Origin of the sequence: uncultured Blautia sp. (genome assembly GCF_902497045.1) — a bacterium.
GTDB lineage: Bacteria > Bacillota > Clostridia > Lachnospirales > Lachnospiraceae > Blautia_A.
This window is the reverse complement of sequence record NZ_CABVDF010000033.1, coordinates 1-19,100: the sequence shown is the minus strand read 5'-3', so window position 1 is coordinate 19,100 and position 19,100 is coordinate 1. Positions and strand designations below refer to the sequence as shown.

The following is a 19,100-nucleotide window of genomic DNA, read 5'->3' as shown; positions in this document are numbered from 1 at the left end:
TAAATCACAATGGCAGGAAAACATCTCAAAAAATTGACGAAAGAAAGAATATTTTCTGCTTTACTTTTCCTGTTATTTGGCATAGAATGTTTCATTACAACCTGGCGATCATCCTACAGGTATTATAATTTTATTGGAAAGTGGTGAACGAATTTGAAACGACATTTTTTTCTGAAATTTCTGACTCCCGGCAGGATCATACTATTTCTGGTTCTTATCTATATCGCCCTGCTTACGGTGCCGTATATCCGGCATAAAAAAGTTTCCGAAAGCTTCCAGAGGGATTTCAGTGAAAGAGAATTTTACAGCCAGACAACAGGGACAGAACGGATTGCATATATCAACGACAATACCGACGCGCTCCTTTATCGTCTGAACATGTTTGAGCAGGCAGAAAAAGAGATTATTCTGTCTACCTTTGATTTTAATGCAGACAAAAGCGGCAGAGATGTTATGGCAGCCCTTCTTCACGCAGCCGACCGGGGTGTAAAGGTCCGGGTAATTGTTGACGGCTTCAGCGGCTTTATGGATGTCAAAGGTAAGGGAAACAAATGGTTTCAGGCTCTTGCCTCCCACGAGAATGTTTCCCTCCGTATCTATAATCCGATCACATTTTTGAAACCATGGAAGATGCAGGCGCGGCTCCATGATAAATATGTGATCATTGACGGGCAGATGTTTCTTTTAGGCGGCCGAAACACAATGAATCTCTTCCTTGGAGATTATTCAAAAGCAAAAAATATTGACCGCGAAATTTTTGTATATGAAACAGAAGATCAGAAGGATTCTTCCCTTTATCAGCTCCGTTCCTATTTTGAAAAAATCTGGGAATTAAAGGACAGCCGGGAATTCACCTGCAAAAAACTCACAGGAGAAATTGAGGAATGCCTGATCTCCCTGAAAAAGCGTTATGCCGACCTGAAAGAAACTTATCAGGAAGCTTACACTGACTGGGATTATCAGAAGCTTACCTTTGAAACCAATAAGATTTCACTTTTATGTAATCCACTGGAGGCAGAAAATAAAGAGCCCTGGATGTGGCATTCCATTCATCAGCTTCTTCTGGATGGAAAAAAAGCCCTGATCTACACTCCTTATATTATCTGTGGAAAAGAAATGTACCAGGGACTTACAGAATTAAAAGAAAAAAATATCCCTCTGGAGATCATCACCAACGATGTGGCAAGCGGAGCAAATCCATGGGGATGTACCGATTACCTGAACCAGAGAAAAAAAATCTGGAAAACAGGCGCAAAGGTCTATGAATTTATGGGCGGTCATTCCTGCCATACAAAAGCAATTCTGATTGATGACCGTATGAGCATTGTAGGCTCTTATAATCTGGATATGCGAAGCACCTATCAGGATACCGAACTGATGCTTGCCATCGACTCCCCGAAACTGAATTCCATAATCCGGGAAGAAGCCCAACGTGACAAGACTTACAGTAAAACCATTGGAGAAAACGGGGAATATATCCAGGGTGAAAATTATCAGCCCAAAGAACTGAGTTTTGGGAAAAAAGTTTTCTATGCAGTCTTAAGAGTACTGACCGTACCACTGAGAAGATTCCTGTAAATATCGATGGGGTGGAATATGATTTTTTGTCTGTAACTGACATGCAGGCTCAGCACTACTATCCAGCCTGCGGCTGGCAGCCGGCCGAAGGCCGTAAATATCCAAAAGGATTTCTATTTAGCTGATGAACTACCATCAGATGCAAAGAGAAAAAGGCAGATCATAGTGCCTTGCGAGGTTTACCAGGAAACGCCGCACAGCACATGATCTGCCTTTTCTCATATGCATCGTCTGTGGGTAACAAAATCCGCCCTTCCCCACAAACAGAAATTTTTAGGACAATTCCAGCTTTCCTGTATACAGCTGATAATAGGTTCCTTTCATTTTAATCAGATTCTCATGGTCGCCTCTTTCAATGATTTTCCCGTGATCCAGTACAATGATGGCATTGCTGTTGCGGATGGTGGAAAGTCTGTGGGCGATCACAAATACGGTACGGCCTTTCATCAGGTTGTCCATACCCTTCTGGACAATACTTTCCGTACGGGTATCGATGCTGGAAGTTGCCTCATCAAGAATCAGCACCGGCGGATCTGCCACGGCTGCTCTTGCAATAGAAAGCAGCTGTCTCTGTCCCTGAGAAAGCTCCTCTCCGTCACCGCTGAGCATGGTCTGATATCCATTTGGAAGCATACGGATAAACTGATCGGCATGTGCAAGCTTCGCCGCCTGGTAAACCTCCTCATCTGTTGCATCCAGCTTACCGTAACGAATATTGTCCATGATCGTGCCGGTAAACAGGTGGGTATCCTGAAGCACGATTCCCAGAGAACGGCGAAGATCGTCTTTTTTGATCTTACTGATATTGATGCTGTCATAGCGGATCTTACCTTCCTGAATATCATAAAAACGATTGATCAGGTTGGTGATGGTCGTTTTTCCCGCACCTGTGGATCCTACAAACGCCAGCTTCTGTCCCGGCTTTGCATAAAGACTGATATTCTTCAGGATCACCTTATCTTCATTATATCCAAAGGTTACATTTTCAAATACCACATCTCCGGTCAGCTCTGTATACGATACAGAACCATCTGCGGAATGAGGATGCTTCCACGCCCACATACCGGTACGTTCTTTACATTCCACAATGTTTCCGTCCGCATCTTTTCTGGCATTGACAAGTGTTACATAGCCCTCGTCTTTTTCCGGTTCCTCATCGATCAGATTAAAGATACGTTCTGCGCCGGCCAGCGCCATGACAATGGCATTAAACTGCTGTGCTACCTGCATAAACGGCTGGGTAAAGCTTTTTGTAAACTGAAGATAAGAAGCCATGACACCAAGAGTAATACCGCCGATTCCCAGAACGGAAAGCAGTCCTCCAAGTACTGCAGTCAACACAAACTGCAGGTTTCCGATATTGCCGATCACCGGTCCCATCATATTCGCATAAGTGTGAGCCCTGGCTGCGCTTTCAAAAAGAGCTTCATTCAGCTTATCAAACTCCTCTTCGGATTTCCGCTCGTGATTAAATACTTTTACCACTCTCTGACCGTTCATCCGTTCTTCCACAAAGCCTGTCACATCTGCCAGAGACATCTGCTGGCTGACAAAATACTTTCCACTGTTTCCGCCGATCTTGTTCGTCACAAAGATCATCACAAAAATCACCGCGACTGCCAGAAGGGTCAGAAGAGGACTCAGAGCGATCATGGAAACAAACGTAACGATAATCGTAAAAAACGCCATCAGCGCCTGAGGGATCGACTGACTGATCATCTGTCTCAGCGTATCCGTATCATTGGTGTAAAGACTCATGATCGAACCATTTGTCCTCTGGTCAAAGTAACGGATAGGAAGTGTCTGCATATGCTCAAACATATCGTCACGCACTCTTTTCAGCACACCCTGTCCGATAAATACCATCATTCTGGTATAGATAAAGGTTGAGATCACACCCAAGAGGAAGATACCGCCCAACACTGCCAGCGCACGGTAAAGACCTGCAAAATCCGGAGTCTGCTGTCCGATCAGAGGGATGATAAAGTCATCCAGAAGGAACTTCAGGGACAAGGATACAGAAATTGTTGCTACAGAACTGATCAGAATACAGATAAATACCAGGATCAGCTGCATTTTATAAGTTTCTGTCATGTACTTCAAAAGACGTTTTGCTGTTTTCAGATTGTCTTTGGAAAGCCGGCGCATTTTCTTTTTATTCTCTTTCTTACTCATCATCCTCACCTCCCTTGACCTGGGATTCATAAACTTCTCTGTAAATCTCATTTGTCTCAAGAAGCTCCTGTGAAGTTCCTATGCCTGTCACTTCACCGCCGTCCAGTACAATGATCTGGTCCGCATCTTCAATGGATGCTACTCGCTGGGCAATGATGATCTTTGTGGTATCCGGGATTTCTTCACGAAAAGCCTTACGGATCAGGGCATCTGTCCTGGTGTCTACTGCACTTGTAGAATCATCAAGGATCAGAATCTTCGGTTTTTTCAAAAGGGCTCTGGCAATACAGAGACGCTGTTTCTGACCGCCGGAAACATTATTTCCGCCCTGAACGATCTGGGTATTGTAGCCTGCCGGAAACTCGTTGATAAATCCGTCTGCCTGCGCAAGCCTACACACTCTCTGCACTTCCTCTTCACTGGCATTTTCATTTCCCCAGCGGATATTTTCGTAGATCGTACCGGAAAACAGTACGTTCTTCTGAAGCACCATGGAAACCTGGTCACGGAGAACCTCCAGATTATAATCCCTTACATCAATGCCGCCGACTTTTACACTTCCGTCCGTTACATCATAAAGTCTTGGGATCATCTGCACCAGTGTAGATTTGGCGCTTCCGGTACCGCCGATAATACCGATCGTCTGCCCGGACCGGATATGAAGATTAATATCTTTCAGAGAAAGATTTCCGCCTTTTCCGCCATAGCTGAAGTTTACATGGTCAAAGACAATATCTCCATTTGGAACTTCTGAAGCCGCGTCTTCCTTATCCTTCATTTCCGGAACTTCCTTCAGAACCTCTGTAATACGATCTGTGGACGCTTCTGCGATCATGATCATGACAAACACAAAGGTTACCATGGAAAGGGACATCAGAATCTGAAGGGCATATACGATCACACTTGTCAGTTCACCTGTTGCCATGCTTCCAAGAACAATACTTTTTCCTCCGATGGCAACAAGAAGAAGCACCACTGTATACATGGTAAACTGCATCACCGGAGCGTTCCATGCAACAATCTTCTCTGCCTTTGTGAAAAGATCATATACATATTTAGAAATACCGTGGAATTTATCAATCTCATGGTCTTCCCTTACAAAAGCTTTTACCACACGGGAGGCATTTACATTTTCCTGAACAGAATTATTCAGAATATCATACTCGTCGAATACCTTGATAAAATGAGGATGGGCTTTTTTTGCAATAAAAATAAGCGTTCCTCCGAGAAACGGGATTACGATTAAAAAGAGCAGCGCAATCTTGACATTGATCACCAGAGTCATTACCCAGGAAAGGATAATCATGATCGGAGCTCTTGCCAGCATACGGATACTCATCATATATGCCATTTGTACGTTTGTGATATCTGTGGTCATTCGTGTAACCAGACCGGATGTGGAAAAATGATCGATATTCTTAAAAGAAAAATCCTGTACCTTATAAAAAATATCATGTCTCAGATTTTTCGCATAACCTGCGCCTGCTACAGCAGCCATATTTCCGGCAAGTACACCGAACCATAATGCAAGCATAGCCATAATGACAAGGATCAGCCCCCGCTGCATAATGTAGCCCAGATTGCCCTGTGCAATGCCGATATCAATAATCTTCGCCATTTCCATAGGGATCAGAACTTCCATAAATACCTCAAGGATCACAAAGAACGGAGCCAGTACAGACTGTTTCCTGTATTCCCTGACTGATCTTAAAAGTGTCTTATTCATTCTTCTTTGTCTACCTCCTTATTCTCCCTGTTATTTTCTGCAAGATTACGACACATCTGGCAAAGGACTTTTTTGCATAACAAAAGATCCTCGTCTGAGATTCCTTTTGTCATGCGAACTTCTACTTCCTGAATATGCTTCAGGATATCCGGACGGATAGCCTCTGCTTTTTTTGTGGGCAGTATCCTTTTCAGCCTTGCGTCCTCTTTCACGCTTTCCCGGTAAATAAAACCGTTTTTTTCCATAAGCTTCAGAATCCCTGATGCTGTGGATTTCCGGATCTGAAATTCCTCCTCAAGATTTTTCTGATAAATATCTCGATGAAGTGTTTCCAGAAGAATATATTTCAGTACATGCTTCTGCATGGAAGTAAGTTCATTTTCCTCCATCGCTTTCACCGGCTTCTGACTGCGTTTCAGCTGATGTGATAAAATACGTATCAGCCTTCCTGTGTGCATATCCCGAATTTTCTGGTCATTATCCTGCATTTCTTACCTCTTTTCATTTAGTTAGCGTCCTAACTTTTCACATTATACAAAGAAGAATTTTTTATGTCAATATGTTTTTTTGCGTTTTTTACTGTCAGATTTCAAGCTTCAGAAGCTCTTTCGCCGTCTCCAGACGCTGATAAAACTGTGGATAAAACTCTTCTTTTTCATCAAAGGGCGTATAGTAAAACCGACTGAGCACATACATATTCAGATTTTTTATAAGTGTTTCATCTTCTGTATGATAAAACACCTCCTGTACATCAATCAGAAAATCATGCCAGTCCAGGACAAATTTTTCATACTGTTTCAGATCCGGCGTATCCAGCCATTTCTTTACCTTGATCTTGGATCTGTTTTTCTTTTTGCATTCATGGATCTGAAGAATATATTTAAATCCACCTTCTGTATAATATCTTCCCAACGGAAACAGTCTGCAGAATCCCGGCCGTATCTGATGAATGGAACATCGGCCTTTGTCATTAAGAAATACACAGCGCTCCTGTGGCCCTTTCATTGCCAGATGAGGCAGAATATTTCCATCTGTCATCCCCAGCTCCAATACTGTACTCATAAGCTCTTCCGGTGTTTTGCCAAGTCCCCTTGAAAGTCTGTGCACATCATATGGATCCAGGATCACTGTGTCTCCCATTCCCTGACAGCAGTCACAGCAGCCCTGACAATCCTGGCAGTCTGCCTTTACCATATCATTTGCTTCGTATAAATTGCCGTCGGAGATTTCCTCCAGTGTTACTTCTCTTCTCATTTGTCTCTCTCTCCCATCCAGTCATACGCGATACGCTGTGAACCGTCATCTGTATATATAATCCCGCATCTTCCAAATTCGTTTTTTTCCAGAGCCTTCTGCATGGGAATATTATCCTTATGAGTATCGATCCTCAAATAACCGATCTGATTTTTGCAGAACGTAAAGCAGGCTTCTGCCACACCCCGGACTGTTCCGTCAGAAGCCACCCGATGTATGACTCCATAAGGCTGTTTTCCGTGCCAGCTGCCCTTTTCTATCATCTGATACGTGGGATCCTCTCCCTTAAAAAACACAAAAACTCCCCGGATCTGCTGGTCTTCTGTACATACGTAGCTGATCTGTTCTTCTATATCACAGATAATTCTCTCTCTGGGCGGATATTTATCTGCCCACTGATCCGGATTTCCATTTTGAGCCATAAATTTTCTGGCATGATCGTAAATCCTCAAAATATCTGTAAGATCTTTTTTCTCTGCTTTTCTTATTTTCATTGGTTTTTCTCCTTTTCTATCTCATTGTACAGGAGTATAATGTTGATTGTCAATCAGGTTCCATCCTGAGGTTACTGTTCACAGCAACGATAGTGCCGTGTGAACAGTAACCTCCTAATACATATTCTATAAAAATGGAGGAAACATACCATGCGATCTCTCGCTGTCTATCTGAAAAACTATAAAAAAGAAAGCATCCTTGCTCCTTTTTTCAAGTTTCTGGAAGTGATATTTGACCTGCTGGTTCCTGTTGTGATCGCCCGGATCATTGACATCGGCATAGCCGGAAATGACCGCAGCTTTATCTTACAGAATTTTTTTCTGCTGATTCTTATGGCTGCCGCAGGCCTTACCGTCAGTATCACTGCCCAGTATTTTGCCGCAAAGGCAAGCGTAGGCTTTGCGGCACAGCTTCGACAGGCTGTTTTTGACCATGTGCAGAAATTTTCCTACGCAGAGCTTGATCAGATCGGAACCCCTACTCTGATCACCAGACTTACCAATGATATCAACCAGGTTCAGAATGGACTGAATATGGGGCTTCGCCTTCTTCTTCGGAGTCCGTTTATTGTCCTGGGTTCCATGATCATGGCTTTTACCATCAATCTGCGCTGTGCCCTGATCTTTGCAGCTGCCATCCCCTTTCTCTTTCTGGTGGTATTTGTGATCATGTATCTGAGCATTCCCCTTTTCCGAAAAGTACAGGGACGGCTGGATCGTGTCACTGCTCTTACAAGAGAAAATCTTACCGGCATCCGTGTGATCCGGGCTTTCTGCCGCGAAAAAGAAGCGGTAAAAGAATTTGATGACTGCAATCAGGAGCTGACACGCCTGAATGAATTTGTTGGTAAGCTAAGTGCACTTCTCAACCCTGTCACCTATGTACTGATCAACATCGCCACTGTGATCCTGATCAGCACCGCCGGAATCCAGGTAAATATGGGAAGCATGCAGCAGGGACAGGCCGTTGCCCTTTATAATTACATGGCTCAGATGATTGTTGAACTGATCAAACTGGCTTCTCTTATCATCACCCTGAACAAAGCCGCCGCCTGCGCAGACCGTGTGGCAGATGTACTGGCTGTCGCTCCTTCCATGCATTATAAAGAAAAAACTGCAGCAGCTGACAAAACTGACTGTGCGGTTTCCTTTGAACATGTAACTTTTTCCTATCCGGATACCGGAGCTCCCAGCCTTTCTGATATCTGCTTTTCTGTCAGACAGGGACAGTCTGTAGGAATCATCGGAAGTACAGGAAGTGGTAAATCCACCCTTGTAAACCTGATCGCCCGTTTTTATGATGCCACCAGCGGTTCTGTCCTGATTGACGGACAGAATGTACAGAATTTTTCCCGGTCTGATCTGCGCCGCAAGATTGGTGTTGTGCCTCAGAAAGCGGCTCTTTTCAAAGGAACGATCCGTGACAACCTGAAATGGGGAAACGACACTGCCTCCGATGAAGAAATCTGGCAGGCGCTTTCTATGGCACAGGCAAAAGAGGTCGTAGAACAAAAAGAAGGTCAGCTGGATCATATGATAGAACAAAACGGCAAAAATCTTTCCGGCGGTCAGAGACAACGTCTTACCATTGCCCGCGCACTGGTTAAACAGCCGGAAATCCTGATTTTAGATGATAGTGCCAGTGCTCTTGATTTTGCAACCGATGCGGCTCTCCGAAAATCACTTTCTATTTTAAATGGAAAAACAACTTCTTTTCTGGTATCCCAGAGAGCATCCAGCATCCGTCAGTGTGATCTGATCCTTGTTCTGGATGACGGCTGTCTTGCAGGAAAAGGAACGCATCAGGAGCTTGTAAATACCTGTGAAACCTATCGTGAAATCTTTTTCTCCCAGTTTCCGGAAGAACGTATTTCATATGAACACTCGCAAACACAGATATCGGCTTCTGAAAAAGACAAGGAGGTGACTCTATGAAAAGTACAGAAAAAAAACCAGGCATCAGTATGACCGTATTAAAAAAAGTACTTCGCTTTATCGGAAGGTATCGCTTTCTGCTGATTCTAAGTATCCTGCTGGCATCTGTATCTGTACTGCTCCAGCTGTATGTTCCGGTTCTGTTTGGACACGCTATCGATGAGATCATCGGAACCGGACAGGTGGACTTTTCCCGTATGTGGGGATATCTCCGTCAGATTCTGATCCTGGTTCTCATTTCCGGAGGTGCCTCCTGGATCATGAATCTTATTAATAACCGAATGACCTTTTATACTGTACGTGATATCCGTGCAAAGGCGATCAGGCAGATTCAGCACCTGCCGCTTTCCTGGCTGGATACCCAGAGTACCGGTGATATCATCAGCCGTGTGATCGCAGATGCAGATATTCTTTCTGACGGACTGCTTCTTGGCTTTACACAGTTGTTTTCCGGTATTGTCACAATCATTGGAACTCTGGTATTTATGCTTTCCAAAAATGTCCTGATCACGATACTGGTCATCGTGCTGACGCCGTTAAGCTTTTTTGTGGCAAAATTCATTTCCACTCACACTTTCCAGATGTTCCGGAAACAAAGTGATGCCCGCGGACGCCAGACTTCTCTCATTGAAGAAATGATAGGAAATCAGAAGATTGTTCAGGCATTTGGTTATGAGGACAGGGCTTCTCTGCGTTTCCGCAAGATCAACGAAGAACTTCAGACTACCAGCCTGAAAGCTGTTTTTTACAGCAGCCTTACCAATCCCTGCACCCGCTTTGTCAACAATATCATTTATGCTGCGGTAGCTCTTGTGGGCGCATTCCTGATCCCGGGCGGCGGACTGACTGTAGGCGGTCTTTCTGTTATGCTGGCTTACGCTAATCAATATATGAAACCCTTTAACGATATCAGTTCCGTTGTGACTGAGCTGCAGAATGCCCTTGCCTGCGCCTCCAGAATATTCGCGCTTTTGGAAGAGCAGCCGGAAAGCCCGGATGGGACAGAATATCTCAAAGATGTAAAGGGAAACGTAACACTTGACCAGGTATCTTTCCGTTATATACCTGACAAACCTCTGATTGAAAACTTCAGTCTGCAGGCAGAGCCTGGAAAAAGGATTGCTATCGTAGGTCCTACCGGATGTGGAAAAACTACCTTTATCAATCTTCTTATGCGGTTCTATGACGTAGATTCCGGTACGATCTCCGTAGATGGAAAGGAGGTTTCCGGTCTCTCCCGCCATTCTTTAAGAAAAAGCTACGGTATGGTACTTCAGGATACCTGGATCAAGGCAGGAACCGTCCGTGAAAACATTGTCATAGGTAAACCGGATGCTGCAGATGATGAAGTGATCCAGGCTGCAAAGCTGTCCCACAGCTGGGAATTTATCCGGCGTCTGCCGGAAGGGCTTGACACTAAAATCAGCGAAAGCAGTCTGAGTCAGGGACAGAAGCAGCTGCTCTGCATTACCCGCGTTATGCTCTGTCTGCCGCCTATGCTCATTCTGGACGAGGCGACCTCAAGTATCGATACCCGAACAGAAATGCTGGTTCAAGAGGCCTTTGACCGTCTGATGCAGGGACGTACCAGTTTCGTTGTAGCGCATCGTTTATCCACGATCCGCAATGCAGATGAGATCCTGGTTATGAAAGACGGAAGCATCATTGAGCAGGGAACTCACGAACAGCTGATGAAAAAAGGCGGCTTCTATCAGACGCTTTATAACAGCCAGTTTGTGCAAACCACTCTGTAGAAAAAAGGGGAAGGAAACCGTTTCGCCGATTTCCTTCCCCTTTCTCTGTTTCAGAAAATTATTTTTTCCATTCCTTCAGATAATCTTCTGTCAGTGCAACCGCATCCCGGATACACTGAGGGCAGGAACAGAGAACCACGCCTGTATCCACGCCCTTTAGTTCACGGCATAAATAAGAACCGTTTTTTTCTTTAAATTTCAGTACATGATTCTTTACCGTCTTATAGGTTCTTCCTTTTGTGATGGGGCCTTTTTCCGGATTTCCCACACTTCCGGCAAGTCCCATGATCATCATCATACCGGAAAGGGCGCCGCACATCTCCATCATTCCCATTCCGAACCCAAATCCTTCGGCAATACGGAACATCTCCTCTTCCTCTACTCCAAAATCCTGGCAGAAGCTGCATGCCACTGCCTGTGCACAGTTATACCCTTTCTCATGTAATTCCATCGCATGATTTTGTCTGGCGCTCATTTTTATTCTCCTTTGTTTTTTATTTTCTCTCTTTCCAAGCAAGCTCCACAGCCCAGTTCTGCATATCCGAAAACATATTTCCCTTTATCTGTTCATAAGTCATCCAGAGAAGTCTGTGATCCTTTTCCGCAGGCTCCTGGATCTTTTCGATCAGTTCTCCCGGATAATAATGCTGGATGGGATGAAAAAGCCCTTTTCTTTCGTGAATACTGTAGGCTTCTGCCGACGCAAGCATCTCTCCGATCCGGCATGTATATCCACATTCCTCCAGGCATTCTCTCCGGATGCATTCCTGATCATTTTCCTTTCCCTGGATTCCTCCGCCCAGCAGAAAAAGTCCTCTTGGGGTATGGACCACGGCAATCCTGTCTCCGGCAAAAGGGATCAGATAAGCTCCCGGTCTTTCATAATAAACTCCTTCCTGTTTCCTGCCAAATACCTTATGCACCTGACTCACGTCCTTTCCTGTTTTTCTGTAAATACAAAAAAGCTGCGATACATATTATTCCTGAAAGCAGAGAACCTGCCGGGGAAGCCAGCCCCATAGGATACAGCGTATCCGGAAAAAGTCTGGAGGCCAGCCAGGCTCCGGGAATACGAACGCACACAATTGAAACAGAATTGTGCAGGAAGGAAATCCCTGCCATTCCAAGAGCACAGAAATAACCGCTGAAACAGAAATGCACGCCTGCCAGCATACAGTCCCATATGTAAGAACGGAGATACTGTCCGCCAAGTATGGCAACCTCTGCATCTTCTGTAAAAAATCCCACAGCCTGAACTGAGATAAACTGTGTAAGCACGGATACCACAAATCCAAATCCCACAGTAATACATACTGCATATTTCAATGTCTTTACGGCACGTTCCGGCTTTCCGGCTCCGATATTCTGAGCCGACAGGGCTGAGACTGCCGAAAGCATAGAAGATGGTACAAGGAAAACAATTCCGATCAGCTTTTCCACAATTCCTACTGCCGCCGCATCATTCAATCCTCTTTGATTGACGATTACTGTGATCACAATAAATGCGATCTGGATAAACCCATCCTGCAGGGCAACCGGGATTCCTACCTTTAAAATCTGTCTCATCACATTTCCTTTTGGTAAGAAATTATCTCTTCGAATGCGAATCCCTGTTTTTCTTTTTCGTATTACTGCCATTGAAACGATCACGCTGACTGTCTGGGATAATACTGTTCCAAGAGCAGCACCTGCCGGGCCTAAATGAAACCCTCCGATAAAAACATAATCCAGAACGATGTTTACCCCACAGGCTACGGCAATAAAGTACATAGGGCTTTTGGAATCTCCCATGCCTCTGAATACAGAACTGATAATGTTATAGGCCGTAATAAAAGGTATTCCCATAAAACAGATCTTAAGATATGCCACCGTACCGGATACAGCTTCTTCCGGAGTAGACATCACACGGACAATTGGATCAACAAACAGCATCAAACCCAGTGTCAGAACTGCAGCCACTGCCATAAACAGCACTATTGTATTTCCGATTGCCTCTGCAGCCTGATCTTTCTTTTGTGCTCCGACAGCCTTTCCAATAACAACGGTGGATCCCATGGCAAGTCCCACGATCATCACCGTAAGCATGTGCATAACCTGGCTTCCCACAGAAACTGCCGTTATACTGTCTACTCCATTAAACTGACCTACAATGAACAGATCTGCCATTCCATATAAAGTCTGCAGAAAATATGACAGCAGATAAGGCAGGGAAAAGAACACAATGTTCTTAAGCACACTGCCTGAGGTTAAATTTTTTTCCATAATCATTCTCTCCTGATATCCTGGATTTCGATTTTTAGTATAGCACAAAAAATATCTGTCAGGTACTGGCAAATTGTCAAAAATCTCATTGCATAAAACATTGCAGGAAATTTTTTTCATGATAAAATATGTGTATATTTAACAAAAGGGGCTGTTTTCATGATATATACACATCATTTTCTCTCTCCACTTGGAGAGATGCTCATGGCCGGCGATGATAAAGGACTTAGCGGACTCTGGTTCTGCGGACAAAAATATTTCGGACTTGGCCTTGATCCGGAACATAAAGAAAAAGCCCTGCCTGTTTTTAATCAGACAGAGCAGTGGCTCCAGATTTATTTTTCCGGAAAGGAACCTGATTTTTCAGTTCCTCTTCATTTCTCAGGAACAGATTTCCAAAAAGAAGTATGGAAGCTTCTCTGCACCATTCCCTATGGGCAGACTGCAGCCTACGGCGAAATTGCCCGCAGACTGGCCCTGCAAAAAAGACTGCCCCACATGTCCGCTCAGGCTGTAGGCGGAGCGGTGGGGCATAACAAAATTTCTATTCTTGTTCCCTGTCATAGAGTTCTTGGTTCCAATGGCAGCCTTACCGGATATGCCGGAGGTCTGGAAAGGAAAAAATATCTCCTGGAACTGGAGCATATCCTTATCTGAGGATTCTTCCTGCGATCCTTGCAAGAATCCTTCCTCCGGGGAGAGCCGCCAGCTCTTCCTCATCCGGTCTGCTGATAAACAGATATGCCAAAAGATATACAATACCTCCAAGACCAATGGCAAGCACCAGTTCCACTGCCAGAAAGACCCGTCCCTCCGGAAGAAGAAAACTAAGACCATAATAAACACCGCCTGCCACCAGCGCCATAGGTACGGAAGCCAGCAGCGGGTTCAGATATGCAGTTCTCCATGGATTTACATGACGCATGTATTTCCGCATGGCAGCTTCATTAAGAAGACACATAACAACCGCATAAACAATCATGGCGATCACGATAGTATAGATTCCCAGATCTGTGAAGTACAAAAGAAGCAGCATGGCGATCACATCTGCCACCAGCGCTATTGCCGCATGGATCATTGGGATCTTCGGCTTGCCGATCCCCTGAAGGACTCCGTTGGAAATATTGGAATTTCCGTTCAGAATGATCGTAACAGCTCCAAGAATCAGAAGTAAGGAACCTTCCCCGTTTGTCCCCGGAAAAAGCAGCCGGATCACCGGTCCTGCCAGTACTGCCAGACCAACAGCCGCCGGAATGGATATGATCATACTGATCCAGGTTGCCCTGTCGATCTTCTGGTTTGCAGTCCGAATATCCCGTCTTGCATAATGAGCAGACACCTCAGGTATCATGGATGTAGGAGCCGTACTTGCCAGTGTCAGAGGAATATTGATAATGGTCATAAAATAACCATACTCTGCATACAGGTTTCCGATCAGCTCAGGATCCATCCCCTTTGTTCCCATAATACCGGAGTACATATAACTGTTGATATATCCATTTACATTATAGATAAAAGCACTGAGCACGATGGGCATGATAATAAGTATAATGCTTTTCATTACGGAAGAAGTGCTTTCATTTACAGATCTTCTGTCACTTTTCAGCCTTTTTCTGATATTTCTGCGGTTCAGTCCATAGATCAGAAGCATAAAAAGAAGCGCTGCGGTCACACCTGCTCCCGTACCCATAGTAGCGCCTGCCGCCCCCCACTTCTGGACAACAGCCTCACTTTCTCCGCTGAAATGACTGATCATCACGGAAGACATTACAAGAGCAAACACTGCCACAAAGATCTGCTCGATGATCTGAGAAAGAGAGGTCGGCATCATATTGCGGTATGCCTGAAAATATCCCCGGAACACGCCAAGGATGCCGGAAAGAAAAATCGTAGGAGCCAGCATCTGCAGCGCAAGTCTTGCTCCCTCCATCGAATCCGGCACCAGTATCTTTGCTCCAAACACACAGACAAGAGAAATGATTCCCCCTGCCACTACCGCATATAAAAGTGCACAATGAAAAACTTTCTGAGCATCCCGGTATCTGCGGAAAGTGATCTTTTCCGCCATGATCTTTGATACCGCCTGCGGGATACTGAATGAAGCGATCATCAGAAGAATAAAGTATACATTCTGAGCGAACTGGAACATGGCATAGCTGTTGTTTCCAAGAGTTGTGGAAAGAGGACTTTTGTACAGCATGCCAATAATCTTGGAGATCAGCGCAGCTACCATTAAAAAGGAGGCGTTCCTTACAAGTGTATTGTCATTATTTTTACTCATGGTTATTCCGTTCCTTTATTTTCGATCTGCCAGTCTACAGGCTCCAGACCGTTTTCTTTTAAAAATTCATTTGTCCGGCTGAAATGCCTGCATCCAAAAAAGCCCCGATAGGCAGACAGCGGACTGGGATGAGGCGCTTCCAGGATCAGATGCTTTGGATTATTCAGCATAGATTTTTTCATCTGAGCCGGGCGTCCCCATAAAAGAAAGACGATGGGGCGGTCCTGTTCATTGAGAATGCGGATTGCCGCATCTGTAAACTGTTCCCACCCAATTCCTCTATGAGAATTAGCCTGATGCGCCCGTACTGTCAGAACTGTATTTAAAAGAAGCACCCCCTGACGGGCCCATTTTTCCAGATAACCATTATCCGGGATACTGCATCCCAGATCATCATGAAGTTCCTGATAAATGTTTACTAACGACGGAGGAATGTCCACGTCCTTTTTTACAGAAAAACATAATCCATGTGCCTGTCCATCGTTATGATAGGGATCCTGTCCCAGGATCACAACCTTCACCTGACTTAACGGGGTAAAATGAAAGGCATTAAACATATCATCTGCAGGAGGAAATATCTTTCTTGTCTGATATTCCTGCATAACAGTTTTATATAATTTTGTATAATATGGCTGATGAAATTCATCCTTAAGAGCTTCCAGCCATTCTCCTGACAACGGAGCCATAAATTCACCTCTTTATCTTCGTACGGAGATTCCCTTCTCTGCCAGATAGTCCTTCACCTGGCTGATCTCCAGTTCTTTGTAATGAAATAAGGACGCAGCCAGAGCTGCATCTGCGCCTCCTTCAGAAAGCGCCTCATAAAAATGCTCCAGAGTTCCGGCGCCTCCGGATGCGATCACCGGAATGGAAACTGCCTCGGCCACAGCACGGGTCAGTTCTATATCATAGCCGGCTTTTGTGCCGTCACAGTCCATACTGGTAAGAAGAATTTCTCCTGCCCCAAGAGCTTCTGCCTTTTTTGCCCACTCTATGGCATCCAGCCCCGTATCCAGACGGCCTCCGTGCTTATAAATATTCCATCCGCCTTCCGGTCTCCTTCTGGCATCAATGGCAACCACCACACACTGGCTTCCAAATTTTTCTGCCGCCTCAGAGATCAGCTCCGGCCGGTCAATTGCTGCCGAATTAACGGATATCTTGTCCGCTCCCTCCCTGAGAAGCCTTTTGAAATCCTCTACCGTACGGATCCCGCCGCCTACGGTAAAAGGAATAAACACACTGGAAGCTACGGCACGGACCATATCCGCCACCGTATCCCTCTCTTCGCAGGAAGCTGTAATATCCAGAAAAACCAGTTCATCCGCACCTGCCGAATCATAGGCCCTTGCAATCTCCACCGGATCTCCGGCATCTTTCAGGTTCACAAAGTTTACCCCTTTTACCACCCGTCCTTTATTTACATCCAGGCAGGGAATGATTCTTTTTGTAAACATACTATTTCTCCTCCCTGTCAAGCTTCGCAAAATTCTCCAGAATCTTCAGTCCGTACCGGCTGCTTTTTTCCGGGTGAAACTGACATGCAAATACATTCCCCTTCTCTACAGAAGCATGAATTTCCGTACTGTAGTCTGTTACCGCCTTCACTATCTCCGGCTCCTCTGCCTGCAGATAATACGAATGAACAAAATATACATACGTATCCTCCGGAATATCCCGAAAAAGCCTTCCGTTGTTTTGAAGATGCAGGGAATTCCAGCCCATATGAGGAATTTTTAAAGAAGGAGCCGAAGGAATCTTTAAAATCCTTCCCTTCAGAATCCCAAGTCCCTCTGCTCCCGGAGTTTCCTCGCTGCTTTCAAAAAGAAGCTGAAGCCCCAGACAGATCCCTAACAAAGGCTTTCCTGAGTTTACCATATCATGGATCACAGGAACAAGTCCATATTTACGAAGATTTCCCATGGCATCCCCAAAGCTTCCCACACCGGGAAGTACCACTTTATCCGCTTTCATCAGTACCGAAGGATCACGGGAAACTACGGTCTGTTCGCCTAAACAGGCAAAAGCTTTTTCCACACTGCGGATATTTCCTGCGTCATAATCTATAATTCCGATCATATTCCTTCCTCATTTTTCCTAAGATATGTCGATTATACTCCAAAAAAAGGCAGATGCAAAGGGATTTCTTTACATCTGCCGATTTTCGTCTTAATTCACACTCTTTGTATCCAGCGTGAACCAGAATTCCACGCCATTGTCATAATTACAGACTCCGTATTCCTGATGATGGCTTTCCATGATGGCTTTGACGATAGAAAGACCGATCCCGCTTCCGCCGTACTCTCTGGTTCTCGCCTTATCAACTTTATAAAATTTTTTCCAGAGATTCGGAATATCTGCTTCCGGTATTGGTGTTCCGGTATTAAATACTGAAATCCTGACTCTGTCTCCTTCCGGTATCACACAGATCTCGATTTCTTTTTCTCCCTCCAGATGGTTCAGTGCATTGCTGGTGTAATTTGTAACTACTTCCTCAATTTTAAACTCATCTGCCCAGACATATACCGGCTCCATCGCCTGAAAAGAAACCTTTGCCTCCTTCTGCTGGATCATAATATCCATAGACTGGAGAACTCCGCGGATCAGACTGACAACATCAAACCGCTCCATTGTCAGCTCATCTCTTCCCTCCTCCAGATGATTCAAAGTCAGAAGATTCCTTACCAGTTTATTCATTTTAGACGCCTCGTCCATGATCACATCACAATAGAATTCTCGGCTTTCCGGATCATCTGAAATATTTTCTTTCAGTCCTTCCGCATATCCCTGAACAAGCGCGATAGGCGTCTTCAGCTCATGAGAAACATTATTCAGAAATTCCTGACGCTGTTGGTCGATGCGTATTTTGCTTTCAATATCTTTCTGCAGCTGATTATTGGCAGCTTTTAATTCAGAAATTGTTTTTTCCAGCTCCTTGGACATCCTGTTAAAGTTTTCTCCCAGCTCGTCGATTTCATTACCTGCCTGACTTTTATATTTGGCTTCAAAATCCAGATTGCTCATTTTTCTTGACAGTACTGTCAGCTCACTGATCGGATTTGTAATCCGTCTGGTAATAATCCAGAGCACCAGGGCACTGACCCCTATAATAAAGATACCTACTACAAAATAAAAGCTGTTGGATATAGAGACGCTTTCCCGGATACTCTCCAACGGTGTCCGGATCAGAAAAAAGCACCCATTCTTTAAATTTCCCCAGCTTTCCAGATAATCCATACCAGCAAAGCGGTCACTGACCTGTTGAATCACGTAACTGTCAGACTGTTCAAATGTTTTCGTTTTCATATGCTTTTTATCCAGGTCATAGGCATAACCAATAAGCCTTGCCTGAAGCATTCCTTCACTTCCGCCCACAGAAGCTACTTTCTGCCCGTCTGCCGTAATGATCATCCATGACAGATTATTTTGAGCACATGCCCTGCTTAATGCATCAGAAATCTCTGCAGTTTCATTGCCTTCTTCATCTGTAGTCAGGCGTAGTTCCTGAAGATCTGCCATAGCAGACCTTAATACCTCTGTTTTCTTTGTAATATAATATTTCTCTAAAAACAGCATGTTGATAAGGGTGATCGAACAGATAGAAAGTAAAGCAGTCCTATAAAAAGAATCTCCAGCTGTCG

At 44.7% G+C, this 19,100-nt stretch carries 17 protein-coding genes; 4 read left to right on the top strand and 13 right to left on the bottom strand.

Annotated elements, in window-relative coordinates:
- Positions 1-153 precede the first annotated feature (153 nt).
- The gene (locus RDS42_RS04415) at positions 154-1,578 is read left to right on the top strand and encodes a phospholipase D-like domain-containing protein (RefSeq protein WP_308782569.1); all 1,425 of its coding nucleotides are present in this window, start codon (positions 154-156) and stop codon (positions 1,576-1,578) included.
- 273 nt (positions 1,579-1,851) lie between these two features.
- Here the strand turns inward: RDS42_RS04415 and RDS42_RS04410 are convergent, their stop codons facing one another.
- The 5 genes from RDS42_RS04410 to RDS42_RS04390 all read right to left on the bottom strand — a co-directional run bounded on the left by RDS42_RS04410 (position 1,852) and on the right by RDS42_RS04390 (position 7,227).
- Entirely contained in the window at positions 1,852-3,753 is a 1,902-nt protein-coding gene (locus tag RDS42_RS04410; RefSeq protein ID WP_308782570.1) for an ABC transporter ATP-binding protein, read from the bottom strand.
- A complete protein-coding gene (locus RDS42_RS04405) occupies positions 3,746-5,479 on the bottom strand; it encodes an ABC transporter ATP-binding protein (protein WP_308782568.1) in 1,734 nt (577 codons plus the stop codon). The genes RDS42_RS04410 and RDS42_RS04405 overlap by 8 nt, the downstream gene beginning before the upstream one ends.
- A complete protein-coding gene (locus RDS42_RS04400) occupies positions 5,476-5,967 on the bottom strand; it encodes a MarR family transcriptional regulator (protein ID WP_308782567.1) in 492 nt (163 codons plus the stop codon). Before RDS42_RS04400 ends, RDS42_RS04405 begins: the two co-directional genes overlap by 4 nt.
- A gap of 94 nt (positions 5,968-6,061) precedes the next feature.
- Positions 6,062-6,733 (bottom strand): YkgJ family cysteine cluster protein, encoded by a 672-nt coding sequence (locus tag RDS42_RS04395; protein WP_308782566.1) that lies wholly within the window; start codon positions 6,731-6,733, stop codon positions 6,062-6,064.
- Positions 6,730-7,227 (bottom strand): N-acetyltransferase, encoded by a 498-nt coding sequence (locus tag RDS42_RS04390; protein WP_308782565.1) that lies wholly within the window; start codon positions 7,225-7,227, stop codon positions 6,730-6,732. The genes RDS42_RS04395 and RDS42_RS04390 overlap by 4 nt, the downstream gene beginning before the upstream one ends.
- 150 nt (positions 7,228-7,377) lie before the next feature.
- On the opposite strand from RDS42_RS04390, the gene RDS42_RS04385 reads away from it, so the two are divergent.
- Entirely contained in the window at positions 7,378-9,162 is a 1,785-nt protein-coding gene (locus RDS42_RS04385; RefSeq protein WP_308782564.1) for an ABC transporter ATP-binding protein, read from the top strand.
- Complete coding sequence (locus RDS42_RS04380; protein ID WP_308782563.1) at positions 9,159-10,916, top strand: ABC transporter ATP-binding protein; 1,758 nt, start codon at positions 9,159-9,161, stop codon at positions 10,914-10,916. The genes RDS42_RS04385 and RDS42_RS04380 overlap by 4 nt, the downstream gene beginning before the upstream one ends.
- A gap of 58 nt (positions 10,917-10,974) precedes the next feature.
- Here the strand turns inward: RDS42_RS04380 and RDS42_RS04375 are convergent, their stop codons facing one another.
- The 3 genes from RDS42_RS04375 to RDS42_RS04365 are packed head-to-tail and all read right to left on the bottom strand — an operon-like array spanning position 10,975 to position 13,178.
- Positions 10,975-11,391, bottom strand: coding sequence for a C-GCAxxG-C-C family protein (locus tag RDS42_RS04375; RefSeq protein WP_308782562.1), 417 nt, complete (start codon positions 11,389-11,391; stop codon positions 10,975-10,977).
- A gap of 19 nt (positions 11,392-11,410) precedes the next feature.
- Positions 11,411-11,839, bottom strand: coding sequence for an NUDIX domain-containing protein (locus RDS42_RS04370; protein ID WP_308782561.1), 429 nt, complete (start codon positions 11,837-11,839; stop codon positions 11,411-11,413).
- Positions 11,832-13,178 (bottom strand): MATE family efflux transporter, encoded by a 1,347-nt coding sequence (locus RDS42_RS04365; protein WP_308782560.1) that lies wholly within the window; start codon positions 13,176-13,178, stop codon positions 11,832-11,834. The genes RDS42_RS04370 and RDS42_RS04365 overlap by 8 nt, the downstream gene beginning before the upstream one ends.
- Before the next feature lie 159 nt (positions 13,179-13,337).
- On the opposite strand from RDS42_RS04365, the gene RDS42_RS04360 reads away from it, so the two are divergent.
- Positions 13,338-13,835 carry a methylated-DNA--[protein]-cysteine S-methyltransferase gene (locus tag RDS42_RS04360; protein ID WP_308782559.1) on the top strand — a complete coding sequence of 166 codons (498 nt, stop codon included), beginning with the start codon at positions 13,338-13,340 and terminating at the stop codon, positions 13,833-13,835.
- Here RDS42_RS04360 and RDS42_RS04355 read toward each other — a convergent pair.
- From RDS42_RS04355 to RDS42_RS04335, 5 genes are all read right to left on the bottom strand, one after another.
- Entirely contained in the window at positions 13,828-15,459 is a 1,632-nt protein-coding gene (locus RDS42_RS04355) for a polysaccharide biosynthesis protein (RefSeq protein ID WP_308782558.1), read from the bottom strand. The two genes, RDS42_RS04360 and RDS42_RS04355, sit on opposite strands and share 8 nt — an antisense overlap.
- Before the next feature lie 2 nt (positions 15,460-15,461).
- Positions 15,462-16,145: a uracil-DNA glycosylase gene (gene ung / locus RDS42_RS04350; RefSeq protein WP_308782557.1), complete on the bottom strand. Its 684-nt coding sequence runs from the start codon at positions 16,143-16,145 to the stop codon at positions 15,462-15,464.
- A gap of 12 nt (positions 16,146-16,157) precedes the next feature.
- Complete coding sequence (gene hisF, locus RDS42_RS04345) at positions 16,158-16,916, bottom strand: imidazole glycerol phosphate synthase subunit HisF (protein WP_308782556.1); 759 nt, start codon at positions 16,914-16,916, stop codon at positions 16,158-16,160.
- A 1-nt stretch (position 16,917) separates the two neighbouring features.
- Positions 16,918-17,538: an imidazole glycerol phosphate synthase subunit HisH gene (gene hisH, locus RDS42_RS04340; RefSeq protein WP_308782555.1), complete on the bottom strand. Its 621-nt coding sequence runs from the start codon at positions 17,536-17,538 to the stop codon at positions 16,918-16,920.
- 90 nt (positions 17,539-17,628) lie between these two features.
- Positions 17,629-19,100 (bottom strand): HAMP domain-containing sensor histidine kinase (locus RDS42_RS04335; RefSeq protein WP_308782554.1); only part of this gene is annotated, 1,472 nt, incomplete at its 5' end.